At 65.3% G+C, this 22,689-nt stretch carries 20 protein-coding genes and 1 pseudogene; 8 read left to right on the top strand and 13 right to left on the bottom strand.

Features of this window, described 5'->3' with window-relative positions; all coding sequences use genetic code 11:
* Position 1 precedes the first annotated feature (1 nt).
* The 3 genes from HYG77_RS32805 (at position 2) to HYG77_RS32795 (ending at position 2,288) form a co-directional block, all read left to right on the top strand.
* A complete protein-coding gene (locus HYG77_RS32805) occupies positions 2 to 1,126 on the top strand; it encodes an acyl-CoA dehydrogenase family protein (RefSeq protein WP_208963812.1) in 1,125 nt (374 codons plus the stop codon).
* Positions 1,123 to 1,896, top strand: coding sequence for an enoyl-CoA hydratase-related protein (locus HYG77_RS32800; protein WP_208963811.1), 774 nt, complete (start codon positions 1,123 to 1,125; stop codon positions 1,894 to 1,896). Before HYG77_RS32805 ends, HYG77_RS32800 begins: the two co-directional genes overlap by 4 nt.
* A 143-nt stretch (positions 1,897 to 2,039) precedes the next feature.
* Entirely contained in the window at positions 2,040 to 2,288 is a 249-nt protein-coding gene (locus HYG77_RS32795) for a hypothetical protein (RefSeq protein WP_133987148.1), read from the top strand.
* Between the two features lie 6 nt (positions 2,289 to 2,294).
* Here the strand turns inward: HYG77_RS32795 and HYG77_RS32790 are convergent, their stop codons facing one another.
* The 4 genes from HYG77_RS32790 to HYG77_RS40115 form a co-directional block, all read right to left on the bottom strand.
* Complete coding sequence (locus HYG77_RS32790; protein ID WP_208963810.1) at positions 2,295 to 4,577, bottom strand: LuxR C-terminal-related transcriptional regulator; 2,283 nt, start codon at positions 4,575 to 4,577, stop codon at positions 2,295 to 2,297.
* Between the two features lie 76 nt (positions 4,578 to 4,653).
* Positions 4,654 to 5,955, bottom strand: coding sequence for a cytochrome P450 (locus tag HYG77_RS32785; protein WP_208963809.1), 1,302 nt, complete (start codon positions 5,953 to 5,955; stop codon positions 4,654 to 4,656).
* 288 nt (positions 5,956 to 6,243) lie between these two features.
* Complete coding sequence (locus tag HYG77_RS40120) at positions 6,244 to 6,684, bottom strand: transposase (RefSeq protein ID WP_244461462.1); 441 nt, start codon at positions 6,682 to 6,684, stop codon at positions 6,244 to 6,246.
* Positions 6,685 to 6,687: 3 nt separating this feature from the next.
* The gene (locus HYG77_RS40115) at positions 6,688 to 7,080 is read right to left on the bottom strand and encodes a transposase (protein WP_244461461.1); all 393 of its coding nucleotides are present in this window, start codon (positions 7,078 to 7,080) and stop codon (positions 6,688 to 6,690) included.
* 257 nt (positions 7,081 to 7,337) lie between these two features.
* Here HYG77_RS40115 and HYG77_RS32775 point away from each other — a divergent pair.
* A pseudogene (locus tag HYG77_RS32775) lies at positions 7,338 to 8,125 on the top strand (transposase); the annotation flags it as partial.
* A 264-nt stretch (positions 8,126 to 8,389) separates the two neighbouring features.
* On the opposite strand, the gene HYG77_RS32770 reads toward HYG77_RS32775, so the two are convergent.
* The 9 genes from HYG77_RS32770 to HYG77_RS32730 all read right to left on the bottom strand — a co-directional run bounded on the left by HYG77_RS32770 (position 8,390) and on the right by HYG77_RS32730 (position 18,103).
* Entirely contained in the window at positions 8,390 to 9,466 is a 1,077-nt protein-coding gene (locus tag HYG77_RS32770; RefSeq protein ID WP_208963808.1) for a porin PorA family protein, read from the bottom strand.
* 850 nt (positions 9,467 to 10,316) lie between these two features.
* On the bottom strand, positions 10,317 to 11,144 hold the full coding sequence (locus HYG77_RS32765) for an SDR family oxidoreductase (protein WP_208963807.1): 828 nt from the start codon (positions 11,142 to 11,144) through the stop codon (positions 10,317 to 10,319).
* 31 nt (positions 11,145 to 11,175) lie between these two features.
* Entirely contained in the window at positions 11,176 to 12,165 is a 990-nt protein-coding gene (locus HYG77_RS32760) for a PDR/VanB family oxidoreductase (RefSeq protein WP_244461459.1), read from the bottom strand.
* A gap of 37 nt (positions 12,166 to 12,202) precedes the next feature.
* Positions 12,203 to 13,432, bottom strand: coding sequence for a cytochrome P450 (locus HYG77_RS32755; protein WP_208963805.1), 1,230 nt, complete (start codon positions 13,430 to 13,432; stop codon positions 12,203 to 12,205).
* Positions 13,433 to 13,944: 512 nt separating this feature from the next.
* The gene (locus tag HYG77_RS32750; protein ID WP_208963804.1) at positions 13,945 to 14,718 is read right to left on the bottom strand and encodes an SDR family oxidoreductase; all 774 of its coding nucleotides are present in this window, start codon (positions 14,716 to 14,718) and stop codon (positions 13,945 to 13,947) included.
* Positions 14,719 to 14,751: 33 nt separating this feature from the next.
* Entirely contained in the window at positions 14,752 to 15,990 is a 1,239-nt protein-coding gene (locus HYG77_RS32745; protein ID WP_208963803.1) for a TetR/AcrR family transcriptional regulator, read from the bottom strand.
* 24 nt (positions 15,991 to 16,014) lie between these two features.
* On the bottom strand, positions 16,015 to 16,467 hold the full coding sequence (locus tag HYG77_RS32740; protein ID WP_208963802.1) for a MaoC/PaaZ C-terminal domain-containing protein: 453 nt from the start codon (positions 16,465 to 16,467) through the stop codon (positions 16,015 to 16,017).
* Positions 16,464 to 16,919, bottom strand: coding sequence for a MaoC family dehydratase N-terminal domain-containing protein (locus HYG77_RS32735; protein ID WP_208963801.1), 456 nt, complete (start codon positions 16,917 to 16,919; stop codon positions 16,464 to 16,466). Before HYG77_RS32735 ends, HYG77_RS32740 begins: the two co-directional genes overlap by 4 nt.
* Positions 16,919 to 18,103 carry a lipid-transfer protein gene (locus HYG77_RS32730; protein WP_095870630.1) on the bottom strand — a complete coding sequence of 395 codons (1,185 nt, stop codon included), beginning with the start codon at positions 18,101 to 18,103 and terminating at the stop codon, positions 16,919 to 16,921. Before HYG77_RS32730 ends, HYG77_RS32735 begins: the two co-directional genes overlap by 1 nt.
* Positions 18,104 to 18,334: 231 nt before the next feature.
* Here HYG77_RS32730 and HYG77_RS32725 point away from each other — a divergent pair, with 231 nt between their 5' ends.
* From HYG77_RS32725 to HYG77_RS32710, 4 genes are read left to right on the top strand one after another with little or no spacing between them, the layout of a single operon-like run.
* On the top strand, positions 18,335 to 19,159 hold the full coding sequence (locus tag HYG77_RS32725) for an SDR family oxidoreductase (RefSeq protein ID WP_208963800.1): 825 nt from the start codon (positions 18,335 to 18,337) through the stop codon (positions 19,157 to 19,159).
* A 5-nt stretch (positions 19,160 to 19,164) separates the two neighbouring features.
* On the top strand, positions 19,165 to 20,025 hold the full coding sequence (locus HYG77_RS32720; RefSeq protein WP_208964241.1) for an enoyl-CoA hydratase-related protein: 861 nt from the start codon (positions 19,165 to 19,167) through the stop codon (positions 20,023 to 20,025).
* A gap of 28 nt (positions 20,026 to 20,053) precedes the next feature.
* On the top strand, positions 20,054 to 21,043 hold the full coding sequence (locus HYG77_RS32715; protein ID WP_208963799.1) for a hypothetical protein: 990 nt from the start codon (positions 20,054 to 20,056) through the stop codon (positions 21,041 to 21,043).
* Between the two features lie 51 nt (positions 21,044 to 21,094).
* The gene (locus HYG77_RS32710; RefSeq protein WP_208963798.1) at positions 21,095 to 22,663 is read left to right on the top strand and encodes an AMP-binding protein; all 1,569 of its coding nucleotides are present in this window, start codon (positions 21,095 to 21,097) and stop codon (positions 22,661 to 22,663) included.
* Positions 22,664 to 22,689: the final 26 nt, after the last annotated feature.

Raw genomic sequence — 22,689 nt, 5'->3', positions numbered from 1 at the left:
GATGGCTGTCGACGCACAGGAACGAGCGGCGCTGGCCGAGGCGGTGCGCGATGCCGCCTCGGCCGGGCCCCGGGAATTCCTCGACGATCACGGCCGCCCGGAACGCGACGGGCGGTTGTGGAAGGTCCTGACCGAGCAGATGGGACTCGGCGCCCTGCTGGTCCCGGAAGCCCAGGGCGGTGCGGGCGCGGGTGTCACCGAGCTCGCGGTCGTCGTCGAGAACCTGGCCCGGACCCTGGCGGTAGTGCCGGGGCTGTCCTCGATCGGCATCGCCGGATCGTTGCTGCGGCTGGTCGGTACCGGCCCGGCGATGGAACTGCTGAGCCAACTCGGCGAGGACGGGCGGACCGCGACGGTGTGCTGGTCCGATCCGGCATCGACGACACCCGGTCCGTCGGCCGGGGCGCGCCGCGAGCAAGGCAACGAAAAAATCAGCGTCAGTGGGACTTTCGAGTTCGTGCTGGACGGAATGCACGCCGACGTACTGCTGGTTCCGGTCGTGCTCGGCGGCGACGTCGCGGTGGTGGCGGTCGACGCGGACGCGCCCGGTCTCACGCGGACAGCGGCGGTCGGTCTCGACCTGACGCGGGGCATGGCGACCGTCGAGTTCGATGGCGCACCGGCGTCCCTGCTCGGTGTAGGGGTTCCACTCGGGGCCGCGGCCGATCTCGCCCTGGTGCTCATCGCCGCGGAACAGGTGGGCATCGCGCAGCACTGCCACGAGGCGGCGGTCGCGTGGGCCAAGGACCGGGTGCAGTTCGATCGCCCGATCGGTCAGTTCCAGGCCATCAAGCACCAGCTCGTCGACCTGCTCATGGCCGTGGAGCTCGGACGGTCGTCGCTCGACGTCGCCGTCGTCGCCGCGGACGCCTACCTCGACGAGCGGTCGGAGGTGACCGCCCGGGACCTGTCGGTGGCCGCGAGCATGGCTCAGGCGAGGTGCGGCGACGCAGCGATGTTCGTCGCCGATGCGTCACTCCACATCCTGGGCGGCATCGGCTTCACCTGGGAGCACGACGCCCACCTCTATCTCCGGCGGGCCAAGGTGCTCGAGGTCCTGTTCGGCACCCCGGCCGAACACCGGTCGCGCTTCGCCGGGCTCTTGCTGCAGGCTGCGGTCCGATGAGCGAGCCGACGGTGCTGCTGGACGTCAGCGAATCCGGCGTCGCGACCCTGACCTTGAACCGGCCCGACCGCAAGAACGGGCTGAACAAGCAGATGGTGGACGAGACGATCGTCGCACTCGAGTCGGTGTGGGCCGACGACCGCTGCCGGGTCCTGGTGATGACCGGTGCCGGAACCTCGTTCTGCTCCGGCATGGACCTGTCGGAGAAGATCCTGCCCGACGAGATGACCTTCATGCGCCGCGTCGGGCATCTGTGCTCGCTGATCCACGATCTACCGCTGCCGGTGATCGCGAAGGTCCGCGGTGGGGCGGTCGGGTATGGCGCGAACCTCGCGCTGTGCGCCGACCTCGTGGCCGCCGCCGACGACGCGGTGTTCGGCGAGATCTTCGCCGAACGCGGTCTGTCCATCGACGGCGGGGGTTCCTGGCTGGTGCCGAGGCTGGTCGGTCTGGGCCGCGCCAAGGAGATCATGTTCCTCGCCGCCCGGGTCAGCGGCGCCGAGGCGGGGGAGATGTGGCTGGTCAACCGTGCTGTTCCGGCCGCCGAGCTCGACGCGCTGGTCGACAAGTGGGCCGACCGGCTCGCCGACGGCCCCCGGCGCGCCCTGTCGGTGATCAAGCAGCAGCTCAACGCCTCCTTCGAGCGCTCGTTCGCCGATGCGATCGAGGCCGAGGCGGTGGGGCAGGCCTTGTCCTTCCATTCCAAGGAGTCCCGGGAAGGCGCCCGCGCCTTCTTCGAGAAGCGCTCGCCGGACTTCCGTTCCTGCTGAGGTCGTCCCACCTAAGGCACGTGACTTGAATCACCTACATACGTAGATGTGATGCAGAACATAGGTAGCGACTTAGGTGCTTTTCCGAATGGTCGCCGGCCTCCGCGCACGCCAAGCTGGGAAGTGGCAAAAGGAGGCCGGAAATGAACGCAATGCAGCTGGACGTACTGGAACGGGTCGCGGTCGACGAGTTGGCGACGGCGATGGTCGGCACGGCGAGCGCGGATTCTCCGGTGGTGCGGAACGGGGTCGCGACAACCAGCGCCTCGGTCCTGGAGCGTCTCGTCGAACTCGGGTTGATCACCGGTGCGAGCGGTCCGACCGAACGCGGTCACGTCCGGATCACGCCGGCCGGCGTGGAGGCACTGGCCTACCTCGCTGCCGTGCCCTGACGGCTGTCAGGCGTCGCCGTCGGTCGCGCTGATCCACCGTGCGATCTGGGTCCGCGAGCGGAAGCCCAGCTTGGTCAGGATGTGATCGACGTGAGCGTCGACGGTTCTCGCGGAGATCACGAGCTTGGCCGCGATCTCCTTGTTGGTCAGACCGTCGGCCACCAGCTCGGCCACTTGCTGTTCGCGACGGGTGACGCCGGACCGGCGAGCCGGTGCAGCCGGTCGGGGCTCGGTCGGGCCGTCGGCGCCGCGCGCGAGTCGCACCGTTTCGTCGAGCGTCAGGGCCCGCCCCTGGTCGAAGGCCGACACGAACGCGGCATCGCCCATCATCTGGCGCAGCCGCTTCTCGACGATCCGGGTGACCGGATCGAGCGCTGCCTGCGCCAGCTTCATGTGACTGTGCTGGTGCCACAGCGTCGCGGCCGCTCCCAGGAGTGCCGCAGATCGCGGGGGATCGCTGTCGGCGGCACACCACCCGATCACGTCGATGGCGACCACGGTCATCCCCGGAAAGTCGAACGCCTCGTACAGGTCTATCGCCTCGGCCATCAGGGCCTCGGCGGCGGCGGTGGCGCCCTGGTGCCAACGCACGATCCCCATGGGTCCCAGGGCGGTGGCCCGCACCAGATGCCCCTGATGGCGGTCGGCGTAGTCCAGGTGACGCTGCGTGAACTTGTCGGCATCCGGGTGTTCGGTGATGAACGCGTAGAGCGCGGACAGTGCCATGCAGTCGGCGACCAGTCCAGGATCGGCTCGAGCGGTGTCCAGTTCGAGCGCCTGCTCGGCGATCTCGAAGGCCAGGCTCCCGTCCCGACGCAACGATGCCTCGAGGGCGGCTGCGAAGTGTGCCCGGAACGTGAACTCATCGGTCCCCAGCTGCTCCGCCAGCTCGTTGTGTTCGCGGAGCATCGCGTGTGCCCGGTCGATCTCGCCGATGAGGAAGCCGAGGAGGCTGCCGGTGGCCAGGCCCATCGCGCGCTCCGGCGTCGGCTCGGTGAGTTGCTCGAGCGCGCGGACCGACCACTGGAATCCCTCCACCATGGTTCCCGACTGTGACCAGTAGGGCCGCATCGCGCGCACCATCTCGAGGGTTACCCCAGCTTGTCCCGGCTCGGCCACGCTGAACGCCATCGCCTCTCGGATGTTCGCGTGCTCGGCTCGGGTACGGGCGAACCATTCGATGTCGTCCGGGCTGCAGTAGTCGGTGTCGGAACGCTGCGCGAGGCGCAGGAAGTAGTCGCGGTGACGGATACGGACTGCGGCGGCGTCGGCGGACGATTCCCGCTTCTCGAGTGCGAACTGGCGCATCGGCTCGAGCAGTCGGTAGCGGCCTCGCTGGGCCTTCTCGTCATCGATCCGAACGATCATCGACTTGTCGAGCAACGCGATCAGTTCGCGCAGGACGCCGTTCCCCGGCTCGGCCGGCAGGCAGACGCCGTCGGCCGTCTCAGCGGTGAAACCTCCCGAGAAGACCGAGAGTTGTTCCCACACCTGACGTTCGCGAGGTGAACACAATCGGTAGCTCCAGTCGACGACCGACTGGAGGGTCCGGTGCCGGGCGGTGCGGGTCCGCTCGGTCGAGGACAGCAACGCGGTGTCGCCGAGGCGAGAGGCGATCTCGGCCGGGTTGAAGATCCGGATGTTCGCCGCTGCCAACTCGATGGCCAGGGGCAGGCCCTCGAGGCTGCGGCAGATCTCCTCCACGGCCGCACGGTTGTCGTCGGCGATCCGGAAATCGGGTTTGGCGGCCGACGCGCGCTCTTCGAACAACACCATCGCTTCGCCCAGGCCGCCCGGCGAGTCGACGGTCAGCGGACTGACCGGCAGCAATTGCTCACCCTCGACACCGAGCCGATGCCGGCTGGTCGCCAGAATCCTGACCGACGGCGACACGGAGAGCAACCGGCGCCCCAGCTCTGAGCAGGCGTCGATGAGGTGCTCACAGTTGTCGAGAACCAAGAGGAGCCGTCTGGTCGCCGCATGCTCGGCGAGCTGGCCGAAGGCGTCGGCAGAATCGTTGGGAAGACCCAACTGGCGGCAGATCGTCTGCACCAGCAGGCCACCCTGGCGCAGATCGGCGAGTTCGACGATCCACACCCCGTCAGGGAACTCGCGACGGACGCTGCCGGCGACCGCGAACGCCAGCCGGGTCTTGCCGACCCCGCCGACTCCGGTCAGGGTGAGCAATCGGCTGGTGCCCAGCAGGGTTCTCGCCCGTGTCAGATCTTCGCGCCGGCCGACGAAACTTGTCAGTTCCACCGGTAGATTGCCGGCCGGACGGGTGGTCATCGAGCAAGTATCCCACTTCGCCTCGCCGAACCGGCCGAGCCGCAGGGGCCCGGGCCGACCACTTGTGCTGCCGTCGCTACCTCTTCGCGACGAGTTCCACCGGCAGTTCGGTGATCCCCCGCAGAATGAAGCTGCGGTGGTAGTCAATCTCCGTGGTGGCGCGCTCCGGGATGATCTTCTCGATGCGAGACAGCAGCGCCTCGAGCGCGATGACCGCTTCGCGGCGGGCGAGGTGCATGCCGAGGCAGAGGTGTTCGCCGCGTCCGAAAGAGAGGTGACGCTTCGGGTCGTTCTCCTCGGAGACGTCGTGCGGGCACTTGAAGACCTCGGGATCGCGGTTGGCCGCCGCATAGATCATGAAGACCATGCTCCCGGCGGGCAGGTGGATCCCGGCGAGGTCGTAGTCCCGGGTGAGGGTGCGATACATACCCTGGGTGGGCGACTCGAGTCGCAGGACCTCCTCGACGAAGTCGGGAATCCGGGACATGTCCGCCTGGAGTCCGGCGAGCAGCTCGGGGTCGCCGGACAATCGCAGCAGGCAGCTGCCGATGAGGTTGGTGGTCGTCTCGTTGCCCGCAACCAGGAACTGAACCAGCATCTGCAGGAGTTCGTCTTCGGTGAGCGGGCGTTCACCGTCGACCCGGGACTGCACGACGGCGGTCAGCAGGTCGTCCTTCGGCTCACGTTCGCGGTCGGCGATCTGCTCGGTGAAGTAGTCGTAGAAGTCGTCGACCGCCGCGAACAGCTCGATGATCTGTCCGCGGTCGAGATCATTCGCCCCGACCCCCCGCGTGAAGGCGATGGTCCACAGTTTGAAGACCTCCATCTTCGCCTCCGGGACGCCGAGGATCCGGGCGATCACCGTCATCGGGAACGGAAAGGTGAAGTTCTGCACCAGGTCGACCTTGCCCGCGGCGACCGCGGCGTCGACGATGGTCTCGGCGATCTCGGTGATGGCCGGCACCATCGAGTCGACGCTGCGGGGGGAGAAGGCGGAGGTGACCAGTCGACGTTGCCGGCGATGCTCCGGCGGATCGGAGTTCACCAGGACGGGCGACTTGCTCAGCCGCAGTCGCCGTGCCGCGTGGTCCCGGGTGGCATCGGGGTAGCTGTCGTCGGCCACCACCCGTTCGGCGAGTGCGGTCACCGAGCTCGGCCCGCTCTGCTGTCGGCTGGAGAAGACCTCGGGCTGGCGCAGGATCGTGAGGATGTCGTCGTGGCGGGTGATCACCCACGCATTCAGGGTGTCGCTGTAGGCGATCGGGTGGTCCGCTTGCAGGGTGGAGTACGTCGGGAACGGGCACTTGCGGGCCTCGGGTTCCAGGGCGACCAGTTCATCGAAACCGGTCTCCGGGGGAATCGTGTGGGTGGTGGTCATCGGGCACTCCCTTGCAGGTCGTCTGTCGCGCCGAACTTCAGGCCGGCGGATGCAAAAGCGCATTCACTCAGCGAGGCGTTGAAGTGACGTGAATCAGGCTATTGACGAAATAGCCTAGTGTCAAATAATCGCAGATGCGACTAAATTGCACACATCGACTACCGATCAACGGGTCGGATCGGCGGTGTCCCGTCCGGTGGGGCGGCCACGGCCTGACTCCTCGCAAGCGCGGGTGTCAGGATTGTGAGAGTGCGTTTGAAAACCGTCAGGTTCGGGCGAGCCGCCTGGTCATGGTCGCGATCGTCGCGATGTGAACCATGGCCTCGTGGTGGTCGGGTCTGGTTTCGCTGCTCGCACGCAGCGGCGGTGCTTGTTGATCCACGCGAAACGTCTCTCGACCACCCACACGCGGGGTCGGAGGTGGAAACCGGTGGCTCCGGGGATGCGTTTGATGATCTGCATAGGCAGGGCGAGAACGTCTTTCGCCCAGACGGGTAGCCGTCCGGGATAGCCGCCGTCGGCCCAGACCAGCCGGATGGTGGAGAACCTGCCGCGCAGTGCGGTCAGGAGTCGGTGCGCGGCGTCGCGGTCCTGGATCGAGGCAGCGGTGACGACGACGGCGAGCAGCAGTCCGTTCACATCCACGGCAATGTGTCGTTTGACGCCGTTCGTTCTCTTGCCGCCATCCCAGCCGCGGCTCGATCGGGGCACGGTGTCGGCGGCCGGCACCGTCTACGAGTCGATGATCGCCGCGGTCGGGCACTGGTCCCGCCCGGCCCGCACCCGCAGTCGGTCGCGCAGCGCGTCGAGGATGTGCTGCCACGCGCCGCTGTGGGCCCAGCGGGCGAAGACCGCGTACACCGTCCCGGCTGGCGGGAACTCCATCGGCAGTTGCCGCCACGCGATACCACCGCGGACGATGTACAAGATGGCGTCCACTATCAGAGGGCGGCAATGCTTCTCGGGTCTGCCGCCGTGGCCTGCCGTGCTGCCCGGCGCGGGCAACAGCGGTTCGAAGATCGTCGACTCTGCGTCGGTGACCGACGACGGGTACACCGCGCAACCGTGCCCGCCCGCCGCGTGGGGCGGGCACGACGGGCATGGCGAGTTCGGCGATGATGTCATTGTGGGCTCCTGGTGTGGTCGGGGACCTGGTACTCACCGACCCAACCAAGAGCCCTCTTTCTTCGATTCTCAGCGAGGCACACGCCCGCGATCGCGAGTTCTCAAACACCCTCTTAGTTTCGACGCCGCGGTTAAGCTCGGGCTTTCACGTTGGTCATGCCCGGGCCGCGTGTTGATCATGAAGAAAGGTGCTCTGAACTGGGAGAATGCGGCTTGCTGAGGGCCGATATTCACTGCGTTCGAGGAGCACCTTTCTGGTGGGCAAGTCTACTTCGTGGTACCCGTCGCTGTCCGTTGACTCCGCCGGAACTGGTTTCGTGTCGCACGCCGGGGCGGTGTTGTTGCTACGCACGGCCGAGAAATCTGGCCTGACCGCCGCGTTGTCGAGCGCGCTCGAGCCGTGGCGTAAACCGACGACCTCCCACGATCCGGGCAAGATCATCGCCGATCTGACGATGGCACTCGCCCTGGGCGGCGATTGCCTGGCCGATATCGCGCTGCTGCGGGAAGAACCCGCGGTCTTCGGCCGGGTGGCGTCCGATCCCACCGTCTCGACACTGATTGCCGAATTGGCCGCTGACGCCCGAAAGCGTTGGCGGCAATCAACTCCGCCCGTTCGGCAGTCCGACGGATCGCCTGGAGCGCCGCCGGTGAAAAGGCTCCCGATCATGAGATCGACGCCGGACATCCGCTGATCATCGACCTCGACGCCACCCTGATCACCGCGCACTCGGAGACGGAAAAGGCTGCCGCCACCTACAAGAGAGGGTTCGGTTTCCACCCGCTGTGCGCGTTCGTGGACCACGGACCGGACGGCACTGGAGAGCCATTGGCGATGATGCTGCGACCGGGCAACGCCGGCTCCAACACCGCCGCCGATCACATCGAACTGATACGGCAAGCATTGCGGCAGTTGCCGTTCACCGCCAAGGGTGGTCGGGTCGGCCGCAAGGCGCTGATCCGCACCGACGGGGCCGGCGGCACCCATGCCCTGATCGACTACCTGACGACGCAGAAGTTGTCGTACTCGATTGGATTCGGTCTGGCGGTTGACCAGTCGCACCGGCTGGTTGCGCGAGCGTCCAGGGCAGGCCTGCGGATCCGTCGACGCGGGGCAGCCCTGCGTCGACGGACCGCGCTCGTTCGGTGGTGCGAAGATGCTGTTGCCCCGAGCAGACTCACTTTCTGTGGTGGACTGAGGGCTGTCTTCAATTCGATCGGTCCTGAATGAATTCGAGCGATTTGTGAGTATTCGCTTTTCGGGTGAAGCACCGATCGTTGAATTGGAAGAACGCGGCTGCCGCGCTACTTAAACGTGTGCCAGGTATCGTTCGCTGTCCTTGTCCGCTGGGCGACGCCACCGCTTGCATGCAAGGACGACCAGCAGTAGACCGGTGATCGCCATGATGGCGGGCAACCATACTTTCAGGATCGCCAGCAGCGTGGCGTTCTTGGAGAGGTCGCCGGCAAGATTTGCGACTTCACCGTCGGCTGTGTGCATTCGAACCGTCGACAACGGCAGCACAGGAACGTCCGTACCATTGACCGGGACCGTTACGTACATGCTCTGTATCTGCTCGACGTCCATCGGCGCACCGAACTGTGCGTCAACTGCCAGTCTCGCTTGGTTGGAACTGCCGAAGCCGATGTCGATGGTATCGGGCAGACTCGCCAGGTTGTCATGCAGGATCGCTCGTGCATTCACAGGGATGATGTCGGCTCCAAGCAGTCCCGCGATCACCGCCTTCGGAAGCTGCGGCGGGAAGTTCTCGAACTGCGCCAGCACGGTGGGACTTTCGATAGGTCCTGCAGCGCTTACCTCGTAGTTGTACACGTCGCGACCTTCGAGAGTGCCCTCATTGATGAACTTCGCCTGCTGACCGCTGCGAGTAACGGAGTCGTACAGGAGGTTACCGTCCTTTTCAGGGTTCATCGGGAAACTGAAGGCGATGCCCTCGTGGTCCTCGAAGGTGTTGAGCACGCTCGGGGGAACCAGCGCTTGCCGCTTCTCGGCAGATAGGTGGATCGGACGATAGTCCACACGATTGACGGCGTAGCTGTGAACGTCCTGTTGTGTCGACCCGTCTGGCAGTGTGAGCGTGGAGTTGCTTGTGACGATCGCGGTGTCGCCGTCCGTGGCCTCGACGGTCAAGGACCGGTTTGCGGTGATCGGCAGAGTCGGTGTGATGAGATTGGCGAGATCGTTGGCCGCGAATGCCTGAGGATTCAACGCGCTAATGCTGCCCTCATACCTCTGGCTTTGATTCAAGTCGGCGGGCAGCTTGGTCAGTGCGGGCACGATCATCCATTTGATGATCACGGCGGAGCCGATCAATAGTACGCCGATCGCCAGCCAGGCGATCGACGACGTTCGGATTCTCGTCATGTGTTTTCCTTCGTGTCTCGGGCAGGTGGGCCTCGAACGCCGCATGGGGAGATTCACGGCGAGGTCGTGGCAGGGTTGCGGCTGCGGACTTGGGTTGAGTCATGGGAGCTTCGGCAGCGGATGGGTTGGTCAACACGCCCGGAACGGGCCACGCGAGTCACTGAACCGTGTGATGCGCCGCCATATCGGTCGGCACCGATAGTAGGAATTCCGCGGACGGTCGAGGGCTGGTGTGACGGCGGTGTGGTAGTACCTTCCGACTCGAGATCGGTGGAGGGTCTATAGTGCCGGCCGCGAACCCTGGGTCAGGCAGATGTCCTCCCGAAATGCACTCGCTCTGCGCGGTGACGATGTGAGTATCCGGATGTGACGCCGATTTGGCTGATAGGAAAGTGCTGGGTCAACGTAGTGAGCACCCGCCGGGTGCTAGCCGCATCCTTCGGTCGCTGCCGCGTGAGCATCCGGGACTCGTGAACCGCTTTGGCAGGTGTAGTCTTTCGCTTCCGTGGTGGTTTCGGTGCTCCGTCGGTCGAGGAACGATCGCGACTGGCCGGAAGCGGGCCCGCTGAATTCGGGTACCGGCGACGACTTGTCTCGATCCTGTTGTACGCGTTGGTATCTAGCCCCGCTCATCGGTGAGCTGCCCAGTGGGAGGCTTCGCGCACTCTACCCATGCTGCATGGGCTGGCTCGCCCTGAAGACGCCTTCTGATCTGTGCGTGAGATGGTCGACGGGGGAGTCTGCCACTGCGGTCGCGAGGTCGTCCAACTTCAGTGCGTGCAATCGACGCTCGGCCGGCACCCGTGTGACGTGGTGAGCGGCGGGTTCGGAGGGAGCGTTGTGGTGGCGGTTACGGGTTCGGTGCTGTGACCATGCCCAGCTTGTGCATGTCGGGGACGAATGGTTGGTGGGCGAGAAGACCTCCGTCGACGCGGATCACCTCGCCGTTGATGCCGCGCGAGTCGTCGGAGGCGAGGAACAGGAAGACCTTGCCCAGTTCGGTCGGGCCGTTGAGCGACGGTCGCATCGTGTGTCCGACGTAGATGTCCTTGATCTCCTCGGGTAGTGCCAGCGCAGGGGGAGTGGTGGTGGTACCCGGGCAGATGGCGTTGCAGCGCACCCCTTCCTTCCCGTACTGGGTCGCGGTGTACTTCGTCAGCGCGATGAGCGCGGCTTTGGTTGCGCCGTATCCGGTAAGGCTGCTGTCACCTGCGAAGGCGTGGGTGGATGAGGTGTTGACGATTGTGCCGCCGTTTTTGCGCAGATGGGGTAGCGCGTGCTTGGTGAGCAGCATCGCCGCGCGGACGTTGACGGCCATCACGTTGTCCCACACCTCAATGGCCATGGTGGCGACGTCACCGTCGTCGCCAGGGAAGATGCCCGCGTTGTTGACGACGATGTCGGGTGCGCCGAAATAATCGACGGTGCGCTGTACGAGATCTTGGATCTGGTCTTCGTGTCGCAGATCGATGCCGACCGCCAGTGCGGTCTTGTCTCCGTGGCGCTTGTTGAGGATTGCTGCGAGTCGCTCGGCGCCCTCGACATTGATATCGGCCACGACTACCCGGGCGCCCTCTGCGGCCAATTCGGTCGCGGTTGCGCCACCGATGTTGAGGCCTCCGGGCTCGACACTGGTTGCACCGGTGACGATGGCGATTTTTCTCTCTACACGGCCCATTTGCTTGCTCCTTGTCGAATGATGTTGTGGATTACAAATCCAGTACCAGCCGGTCGTCGTGGCACCGGGATACGCAAATCAGGATGTATTCGCCCGCTGCTCGTTCCTCGGGGGTGAGGATTTCGTCTCGATGATCGGGAGTGCCCTCGAGTACAGTTTGCTCGCAGCGTCCGCACATTCCTTGCTGGCAGGACGAGAGGACATCGACGCCGTTCGATTCCAGTGTGCGCAGGATCGTCTCGCCCGGTGGTACGACGAACGTGCGGCCCTGTTTGGCGAGGACGACCTCGAAGGCCGTGTCGCCCGATTCCGGTTGTGATGGGGCCGGGACGAATCGTTCCAGGTGCAACGAGCCGTCCGGCCAGGAACTGCACGCTGCCTCGACCGCCTGGAGCAGTCCGGAGGGACCGCAGCAGTACACCGCGGTGTCGGACCGCGGAATACCGAGTGCATGGCCCAGGTCGAGGGGGCCGGTGCGGTCCTCGGGAACGATCTCGACCCGGTCGCCGTACCGTGCGAGTTCGTCGCGGAAGGCCATCGACTCGGCGTTCCGACCACCGTAGATGAGCCGCCAGTCGACGTGCTGCTTATCGGCGTGCGCGATCATCGGGAGGATAGGGGTGATCCCGATGCCACCGGCGATGAACACGTATCGAGTCGACTCGACGAGCGGAAAGTTGTTGCGTGGTAGTCCCACTCGCAACTTCGATCCCGGGTGTATGGCGTTGTGGATGTACTCGGACCCGCCACGGCCTCTCTCCGGTGGTTCCCGAAGGACGGCGATCCGCCACGCGTGGCGATCCGAGGTATCGCCGCACAGGGAGTACTGGCGGACCGTTCCCGACGGAAGGAGGACATCGATGTGTGATCCGGGCGTCCAGGTGGGAAGCGTCGTGCCGGTGACCGGTCGCAGGACGAGCGCTTTGACGTCGGTGGCGGCGGACTCGATGCGCTCGACGACGACATCGAACTCATCATCCTCGACGACGGTGTCGAAGTCGCTGTCGTTGTCGGTCGTCACGGGGTTCCTCCTTTCCGCCTGATGCGTGGTTGTGTTGTTACGGTCGGTCCCACATGATGGGGAGTTCGTGGACGCCGAAGATTCGGGCATCGTTTTTGAGTTTGATGTCCGATGCGGGAACGGCCAGGCGCAGGGACGGGATGCGCTCGAGGAGAAGCGAGTACACGACCTGCAGCTCGAGGCGGGCCAGTGGAGCGCCCAGGCAGGTGTGAATTCCGTGTCCGAACGTCAGGTGCCGGCTGGCATCCCGATGGAAGTCGAGGCGGTCCGGCTCGTCGAACACCGACGGGTCGCGGTTGCCCGCCTCGGTGGAGAACATCAGCAGTTCGCCCTTGGCGATCCGCTGGCCCTCGATGTCGAGGTCCTCGGTCGCGGTCCGGGGGAGGCTTCCGATGATGTCGAGGTGACGGAGCAGTTCTTCGACGGCCTGCGGCATGAGTTCGGGGTCCTCGCGCAGCTCGGCGAGTTGGTCGGGGTGTTCGAGCAACGCGAAAAGGCCGAGGCCGATCATGTTGCCGGTCGTCTCGTGGCCGGCCATGAGTAGGAAGGTGGACATGCCCGCGACGTCGATTACGCCGAGGTCGCCCGACTCGATGTGCTTGACCAGTAGGCTGACCAGGTCGTCGCCGGGATTCGCCTGCTTGATGGTCACCAGCTCGGCGAGGTAGGTCATGACGTCGCCGATGGCCGCGCCGACCTGTTCGGGGGTGCTGCCGGCTGCGAGAACGGCGCGGGTGCGTTCCTGGAAGAAGTCGTGCCTGTCGTAGGGGACGCCGAGCAGCTCGCAGATGACCAGCGACGGGAGCGGCAGAGCGAGCGCGTCGATGATGTCGACGGGTTCGTCGGACTTGAGGATCTCGTCGATCAAATCGTTGGCGATCCGCTCGATCGTCGGGCGCATCGCTGCCATGCGACGCGGAGTGAACTCCTTCGCCAGGATCCTGCGCAGGTCGTCGTGCTGCGGTGGGTCCATCGCGACGAAGAAGCCGGGAACTGCCTGCTCGCCGTCGTCGCCGCGGGAGGAATCGTCGATCCCGCGCACGCTCATGCGGGGATCGGCGAGAACCGTGCGCACGTTGTTGTACCCGGTGACGAGCCATCCGGGGGTGCCCTTGAAGTCCACCTTCTGCAGATTGTCGTCGCTGAAGGACTGATACTTGTCGTTCGGCGCGAACGGGCACGTACGGCCGAACGGAAAGGCGGGGTGGCCCCCGGTGTCGGAGGCTGTGTCGGTGCCGAGTACGTCGTCGGCCGGTGTGGTTGTCATGTGTGCTCCTTCGGTAGCGGCGGAAGTGCCGTGACCTTCGGTCCGGGATTCGTGCAGCCGATGAACGGGTGACTGCTGTGATCGACCGAACCGGAAAGGCGACCCGTGAGAGTGTGACGGGCGGCACATAGTCTGTGAACGATCATATCGTGACATGACGTCGACCGGACGTCAATGGAAATCTTTGGTCGATCTCCGGTGTGAGATGGAAGTCGACGGTGTCTTCGCCTTGAGTGTGCACGAATGTGCCTGCAAAAGAACCAAATCCGGCCCATTGTCCCGTCGTTTCATCTCCCACGAGGAGGAGCGGTCGTGCCGGGAGGCAGTGTCGGCCGGAGTCATTCTGACTGCGAAAGTTAGTGATAATTCTGAATGTATGTCAGTGTCGGTGAGTAGTAGGCCGTCCGCGGTGCGCACGACGAATCCGCGCTCCGCTGCAATCGGCGCCGGACGCGATCGGAGCGGAGGGCGGAACGTCGTGCACGGGTGAGATCGCGTGCCACCGTGTGGTGTCAGGCGGTGGCTCGGCGGAAATGCGTCAACAGGTCGGGGTATTTCACCAGGTGTGCCCCGCCGTTCAGATCGAGGCTCTCACCGGTGAGCCATGACGCGTGGGTCATGTAGATGGCCGCGTCGGCGATCTCCTCGGGGGTGCCTGATCTGCCGAGCGGCGTGTTGGCGAGGTAGTCGTCCTCGAGGCCGGGAACGGACATCGACGGCGTGGTCAGCGGAGTCATGACGATGCCCGGCGCGATCGCGTTGACGCGGATCCCCCGGGGGGCCAGCTCGAGCGCGGCGACCTCGGTCAGCATCGCGAGCCCCGCCTTGGCCGAGCAGTACGCGCTCATCCCGGTGCCGGGTTGCCGTGCGTTGAGTGAGGACAGGGAGATGATCACCCCGCCCTCGTCCATCGCTCGGGCTGCGTGCTTGATTACCAGGAATGCCCCTGTGAGACAGACGTCGACGACGAGACGGAACTTGTCGACGGGAAGATCAGTGATGGAACCGGCGACGCTGATGCCTGCACTGTTCACGGCGATGTCTACTCGGCCGCGTGCTGCGCGTACCGAGTCGAACAATCTGAGGATCGAGTTTTCGTCGGTGACGTCGACCTGCGCCGCGTGGTGGGTGGGACCGAGTTCGGCGGCGAGTTCTTTGGCCTGGCCGACGTTTCGGTCGGCCACCGTGACGGTTGCTCCGTCGGCGGCGAGCGCTCGTGCGATGGCAGCACCGATGCCGGAGGCACCGCCTACCACGACCGCGCTGCGCGGTTCAGTTTCGGACATGTGATTTGTGCCCTTCTCAGGGTTCGGGGGTGGCTATTTCGGAACGAGACTCGGCGGCAGCGCCATTGCCCGCGCGAGGACTGTCAGTTCCTCGGCGAGTCCCGGGCGTTCCCGGAGCTGGGGTGTTTGCGCCACGTCGGTCACGACACCGATCACGGCCTGCGCGAGTGCGCGTGCGTCGGAGGTGGCCAGCTCGTCGGAGAGTGCGCAGATGGCAGCGATCCATTCGGCGACGTATTCGCGTTGGGTCTCGCGGAGCGCGGATTGTTCCTCGTCGGACAGGTACAGCAGGTCGGTAGAGAGGATGTGCATGATCCGTCCGTGGATACCGAGCGCCTGACGGACGTAGGTGCGAATCAAGGCGTCGAGTACCTCGTCCGGGGTGGTAGCGAGCGCGAGCGCGTCGGCGGTCACGTAGAGAAGACCTTCCGCGCCCCGCTCCAGCACTGCGCGGAGCACCTGAGCCTTACCGGTCACGTGCTGATACAACGTCGCTACCGACATCTCCGACGCCTTGGCGATGTCGTCGATCCGCACGTCGTAGAACCCGCGCTCGTCGAACAACTTCGCCGAGGCATCGATGATCCGTTCGCGGCGCCCCGCGGGCTGCCGGGGAACGGGACGCGGCGCCGAACCGGCGTCGGGACCGGGGGCGGGCAGGTTGCAGCCGAGGATCGACTTGGCCAGCGCCGATTGGATCTCCATCAACCGTTCCGCCGACAGATTGCCACGGATGTCGGGAGTGTTCGAGTACACCGCCAGGACCGCGAAGCCGAGCAATTCGGCCTTGTGTGCGTCGATCGCGGGGTTCGCCGCCCTGATCTTGGCGGCAATTCGGTGTTGATTAGCAGCGAAGTGGCCACGGAACTGCTCGCGTTCGGCGGGTTCGAGATGCCGTTGCTCGCGCCGCCACAACGTCGCCTCGTCACCGTTTGCGGTGAGATCTGCGAGTCCTTCGAGGAACAGGTCGAGCTGTTCCTGCGCGGTCGAGCCTTTCTGGTCTGCGCGGGTGTTGAGCTCGTCCACGAGCCGAACTTGGCTCATCAGAGCATGCACGAGGATGCCGTGCTTGCCTTTGAAGTGCCGGTAGACGGCGGGGCCTGTCAGGCCGACGGCGGCGCCGATCTGATCGATGCTGACGTTCTGGTATCCCAATTCCTGAAAGAGGTTCGCTGCGGCCCGCGCAATCTGCTCGGTGCGAGCGCTCCCACGTGCAGATGACGGCGTTGCCTTCTCTTCGACGTAGGTATGTGCCGCTGTCGATCGTGACATCTCAGTTCTTCCCGGTCGGCTCGATCATGGAACCAGTGTCGCATTTCCGAGCTCACCAGGATCCGACCACGCCACCACCGCGGTGCCCGTCAGGGTTCGGGTTCCGTCGGCGAGCACCACGTTCAGGTCGAGGTGGGCACGCTGCTCGCCGTCGACCTTGACAATTTCTCTGATGGCTGCGGTCAGCACGGGCTCGGCGTGGACCGGGGTGATGGCGGTGAACCGTGCAGACAGTTCCTGGATTCGGCTCTGCGGTATCCAGTCGGTGAGCAAGCGTCCCAGATAAGCCATCGACAACATGCCGTGTGCGAAGACGTCCTCCATGCCGGAGGCTTTCGCCGAGTCGATGTCGATGTGGATCGGGTTGTGGTCGCCGGAGGCGCCGGCGAACAACGCCAGGGTCGTTCGCGAGATTGCATCAGGTCGCAACTCGGCTACGACGTCGGTGGCGGTGGGTGTGGGTGTGGATGAGGTCATTTCTTACCCCCGGGATTCTTGATGACGCTGACGCTCTCGAGTTCTGCCACGACGGTGCCGTCGCGGGTCACGGTGCTGCGACGCACGAGGAAGTCGAGGGCGCCGCTCGCCTTGGAGTAGGCGTCGACATATGCGGATTCGAAGGTGACCCGGTCGCCGGCGTGGACGTCGGCGAAGTAGCGGAACCGCTGCTCGCCGTGCAGGACGTTGCCGAGATCCACTCCGTGGGCCGCGAGATCGGCGAAGACGTTCGAGTTCTCCAGTTCGAGGCCGAACAGGAAGGTGGGGGGTGCGAGTACGTCCGGGTGGCCGGCGGCGACGGCGGCATCACGATCGCGGTAGATCGGGTTCTCCTCGCCGATTGCGATGGCGAACTGCCGGATCCGGCCCCGTTCGACGTCGGTGACGATCGGAGGAACCGTGACATCGAGGATTGCGTGGTCGAGTGACATCAGTCCACCTTCTCGTACATGGTGACGACGCAGGCGCCGCCGAGACCGAGGTTGTGCTGCAACGCGATTCGTGCCCCTTCGACCTGCCGCTCACCGGCCTGCCCGCGCAGGTGCCACACCAGTTCGGCGCATTGTGCCAGCCCGGTGGCGCCGAGGGGATGGCCCTTGGAGAGAAGACCGCCGGAGGGGTTCGTCACGACCCGCCCACCGTAGGTGTTGTCACCGTCGAGCACGAACTTCTCCGCGGTTCCCTCGGGGGTCAGGCCGAGACCCTCGTACGTGATCACTTCATTGGTGCTGAAGCAGTCGTGCAGTTCGACGACCGGGATGTCCAGCGGATCGACGCCGGACTTTTCATAGACTTCGGCCGCGGCTTTGGCTGTCATGTCGTAGCCGGCCACCTTCATCATGTCGGTGGTATCGAAGGTGCCGGCCACGTCGGTGACCATCGACTGGGCACGAACGCGAATGCTCGCGTCCAGCCCGTGGGCGCGGGCGAACTCTTCGCTGCACACGATGGCGGCGGCCGCACCGTTGGTCGGCGGGCAGCACATCAGGAGCGTGAGCGGTCCCCAGATCTGCTTCGAGGACATCACGGCGTCGAGGTCGATCGGATCGCGGAACACAGCGAGCGGGTTCTGGGCCGCGTGCGACCGCGCCTTCACCGACACACGTCCGAACACCTCGGCGGATACGCCGTAGCGCACCATGTACTCGAGTCCAGCGCCGCCGAAGAGCTTCGCGGCCATCGGGGCGTTCTCGTCGCCGCCGGGCATCGACGCGGCGACGTTCTCCCCGCGTGCGGTGGGGCTCGGACGATCACCGTAGGCGTTGACGAGAGCGCCGGGCTGCATCTGCTCGAAGCCCAGAGCAAGAACACATTCCGCCGACCCCGAGGCTACCGCCTGGCGTGCGAGCCACAGGGCGCTCGATCCCGTCGAACAGTTGTTGTTGACGTTGACGACCGGGATGCCGGTCATTCCGATCTCGTAGAGAGCATTCTGACCCGACGTCGAGTCGCCGTACACGTAACCGACGAAAGCTTGCTGTACGTCGGTGTATTCGAGGCCCGCGTCCTTCAGCGCCGCTGCTGCTGCCGCGGCACCCATCCGGTCGTACGTCTCGCTTCTGCCGGGTTTGGTGAACGGCATCATTCCGACGCCGCTGATGCAGACGTTCCTCATGGGGCCTGCCTTTCGTTCGAAGTTGGTTTCCATGGGTCCAGCTCACAACGACTATACATATTCACGACTAACAATCATCCTAAAATACCAGTTGAAAGTCCCCATTGACGCGCAGGTGAGGTGAAGTTAGTATTCACCCCAGTGACTGGGGTCACAACACGATTTTCGGCGTAACGACGCCGCCGCGACCGGCGGCCGAGCGCTCGACGCAAACATCTCAGGAGGAAGCACGTGAGCGTCCACAAACTGCAGGGCAAAGTGGCACTGGTCTCCGGATCGGGTCGCGGTATCGGGCGTGCCGTCGCCGTGAAGCTGGCATCCGAGGGTGCCCGGGTCGTGGTCAACGATCTCGATGCCGAACCTGCCAAGGAAGTGGTTGCCGAGATCGAGGCTCTCGGTGGCCAGGCCGTCGCGTGCGTCGGTAGCGTCACCGACCCTGCCTTCGCCGATCGCTTCGTCTCTGCTGCAGTGGACAATTTCGGCGGGATCGACATCATCGTCAACAACGCCGGCTACACCTGGGACAACGTGATCCAGAAGATGACCGACCAGCAGTGGGCGGACATCGTCGACGTGCATCTCACCGCCCCGTTCCGGATCCTGCGCGCCGCCCAGCCGGTCATCAGCGCCGCAGTCAAGCGCGAGCGCGAGGCCGGCTTCGTGCCGTGCCGCAAGGTCGTGAACATTTCCTCCACTTCCGGGCTGCTGGGGAATCCGGGCCAGGCGAACTACTCGTCGGCGAAGGCCGGCATGGTCGGTCTGACGAAGACGATCGCCAAGGAGTGGGGGCGCTACAACGTCACCTCCAACGCCGTCGCGTACGGCGTGATCAACACCCGGCTGACGTCGGTGACCACCGAAGCGAAGACCATCAAGGTCGAGGACCGCGACATCAAGGTCGGGGTCGATCCCGCCGTGATGGACGCGGCCACCAAGCAGATCGCACTCGGGCGCGCAGGCACGGTCGAAGAGGCCGCGGGTGCGGTCTACCTGCTGTGCAGCCCCGAATCGAGTTACATCACCGGCCAGGTCCTGGTCTGCGGCGGAGGGCTGTGACGGACATGTCCGTGCACGAGGACGAAGCCGGGGTCGACTACGAGGACGTGCGCTACGAGGTGTCCGACGGCGTGGCCGTCCTCACCCTCGATGCCCCCGAGCGCCGCAACGGGATGCGCGTGGGGATGCTGGTCGACCTGCTGCGCATCCTCGATCGCGCCGACCGCGACCCCCAGGTGCGGGCCGTGATCGTCACCGGCGCCGGCGACGCGTTCTCCGTCGGTGCGGCCCTGGACGGTCCGGAAACTCTTTCCCGGGCGCTGGTCGAGGACACCGACGGGCACACTCCCACCGGTTACCGAGAACCCGCGGGCCGGATCAGTGAACGGCTCTTCGCGATGCAGAAGCCTGTGATCGCGGCTCTCAACGGGCATGCGATCGGGGGTGGCGCGACGATCGCCGCGGCGATGGACATTCGTATCGCCAGTGAGGACGCTCGATTCGGATTCGTGTTCACTCGTCGGGGAGTGGTCCCCGAGGGCGCGTCGTCGTGGTTCCTGCCTCGACTCGTCGGGGTCGGGCGCGCGACCGACTGGATTCTGACCGGCCGGGTCTTCGACGCCGCCGAGGGGTACGAGGCCGGGTATCTCACCCGGGTGGTGCCCGCGGATCAGGTGATGTCGGCGGCCCGGGCGTACGCGGAGCAGTTCGTCCACGAGACGTCTCCGACCTCGGTGGCCCTGTCCAAGCGGCTCCTGGCCTCGGGTTGGCAGCACGCACATCCAGGTGCGGCGGCGGCGGATGAATCCCGTACCTACGCCGGCCGAGTCGACTCGGAAGACGCGCGGGAAGGGATCCTGTCGTTCCTCGAACGTCGACCGGCGGTCTTCCCGCCGCTGGATCCGTCACCGGCCGAAAAATTCTGAACTCAAGCTGATCGACCTGAGGAGTGCTATGACGACCGAACCGTTCACCGTGTGCAAGTACGGCGCCGATGCGGAGGGAACCCACGATTTCGCCGGCATCCCCAATTTCAACGAGAGCGTCTACTTCAACTTCGTCGACCCCATCTCGCAGCTCGGCGGGCTCGTCCGGATCGGTAACCGGCCGAATCTCGGGTACAGCGAGACATCGGTGCAGCTGACCCTGCCCGGCGGAGCCATCGCGTTCCGGGCGGGGCGGACCCCGTGCGAGACGAACGACGGCTTCTCCGGTCAGGGCCTGGAGATCACGATCAAGGAACCCACACGGACCGCGGAGATTACCTACCGCGATACCGTTGCACGCGTAGTACATCCGTCGTTGATGGCGGAGAACGGCCGCATCGCGCTCAAGAATGCGCCGTCGGAGGAATGCGAGATCTCGCTGTCCTACGAGGCGTCGAGCCCGATGTTCGTCATCAACAGCGACGGTGACGGCGACTGCACACCGGGAAGTTCCGTCATCGCCAGCGACCACTACGAACAGTTCGGACACCTTTCAGGCACCATCCGCGTCGGCAACCGCACCTGGGTGCTCGACAAGGTCACCTCGTTCCGCGACCACTCGTGGGGTCCGCGGGAGTGGGCGTCGTACACCGGTGAGTGGCTGGCCGGCTGGCTGGCCGACGGCACCGCGTTCAGTGCGTACGGTGAATACGAGAAGTCCGGGATCCGGGTGTCCGCCGGCGCGGTACTCACCACCAACGGTGTGGCGCACCCGATCACCGACTACACAGTGCACACCGACTACGCGGGCGAATCCACCTACAACGGACGCCATGTCGGCATCATCACCGCCGAAGGACTACCGACGATCGTCGTCGACGGGGCGATCCGGCATTTCGTACCGGTCACCCAGCGAACCGAGGACCGCGCCGTCCGGATGGCTCAGATGACCGTCGACCTGGCCGGTGGGCACGGCGGCTGGGCGGTCGCGGAGTTCCTGCGACCCATCCGCCCCTGAACACACTGCGCCACCTCGTCCCTTATCCGATCGTCCGATAGGAGTCCCGTTATGTACCCCGGGCGCTATGCCACCGAACATCCCGACCGACCGGCGATCATCATGGCCCCCCGCGGTGAGGTTCTGACCTACGCAGACCTCGACGCACGCGCCAATCGTCTTGCCGCGCTGTTTCGCTCCGAGGGGCTCGGTCCGGGCGATCACATCGCGTTGTTCATGGAGAACAACATGGAGATGATCGTGGCGATGTCCGCAGCAGAGCGCTCGGGGCTGTTCTACACCCCGGTCAATTCGTTCCTGTCGGCGTCCGAGGCCGCGTACATCATCGACGACTCGCAGTCCCGGCTCGTTCTCACTACGGCGGCGAAAGCGACTGTTGCCCGCGACTTTCCCGAGCTGTGCCCGAAGGTGACTCGCTGGCTCATGGCCGACGCCGATCCGGACTCGATTGCTCTGACGGGACCGTACGAGTCCTACAGTGCCGCCGTCGCCGGTTTCGGGACGGAACCCGGCGAGCACGAGCGGCTCGGCACGCCGATGTTCTACTCCTCCGGAACGACAGGTCGCCCCAAGGCGATCAAACGCGCTCTGCCCGACGCGCATCCTGGCGAAATCCTGGCGATCGAGGATTTCGGCCGCAAGCTGTTCCATCTGCGTGAGGGGATGCGGTTCCTCTCGCCGGCCCCGCTGTACCACTCGGGTCCGCAGTCGACGGTCGCGATCGGCCTGCGCCTGGGAGCGACGATCGTGGTGATGGAGAAGTTCGACGCCGAGCAGTACCTCGAACTCGTCGAGCAGCACCGCATCACACACTCGATGGTCGTACCGACGATGTTCTCCCGGATGCTCAAGCTGCCCGAGGACAAGCGCAACCACGACATCTCGTCGCTCGAAGTCGTGGTGCACGGAGCGGCCCCCTGCCCGGTCGCGGTGAAAGAGGCCATGCTCGACTGGTGGGGCCCGGTGATCTACGAGTACTACGGCGGCACCGAGGCCAACGGCATGTGCGGATGCACCCCCGAAGAATGGCTGGCGCACAAGGGAACCGTCGGCAGACCGTTCATGGGCGAACCGGTGATCCTCGACGACGAGGGCAACGAGTGCCCCCCCGGCGTCGCCGGCAACATCTGGTTCCGCGGCGAGGGCAGCGGTTTCGAATATTTCAACGACCCCGGCAAGACGGCCGAGGCCAAGGACCCCACCGGCACGATGTCCAGGATCGGCGACATCGGCTACCTCGACGAGGACGGATTCCTCTACCTCACCGACCGCCAGGCGTTCGTCATCATCTCCGGTGGAGTGAACATCTATCCCCAGGAGATCGAAAATCTGCTCGTCACCCACCCGAAAGTCATGGACGCCGCCGTCTTCGGCGTCCCGGACGAGGACTTCGGCGAGGCCGTCAAGGCCGTAATCCAGGCCGTCGACCCGGCGCAGGCCGATTCCGACCTGGCGGCCGAGCTGAGTGAGTTCTGCCGGGCGAATCTCGCGAAGTTCAAGTGCCCCAAATCCTTCGACTTCACCGACGAAATGCCCCGGCTGCCCACCGGCAAGCTCTACAAAAAACCGCTCCGCGACGCGTACTGGACGACCGCGGACGCCGCAGCATCGCGCGCCTGACGTCCGGACCCCTTCCGGCGCGACCG

Origin of the sequence: Rhodococcus sp. ZPP, assembly GCF_017656075.1 — a bacterium.
Taxonomy (GTDB): domain Bacteria; phylum Actinomycetota; class Actinomycetes; order Mycobacteriales; family Mycobacteriaceae; genus Rhodococcus_F; species Rhodococcus_F oxybenzonivorans.
Note: the sequence above shows the minus strand (reverse complement) of the source record. Positions and strands in the feature narration are given on the sequence as shown.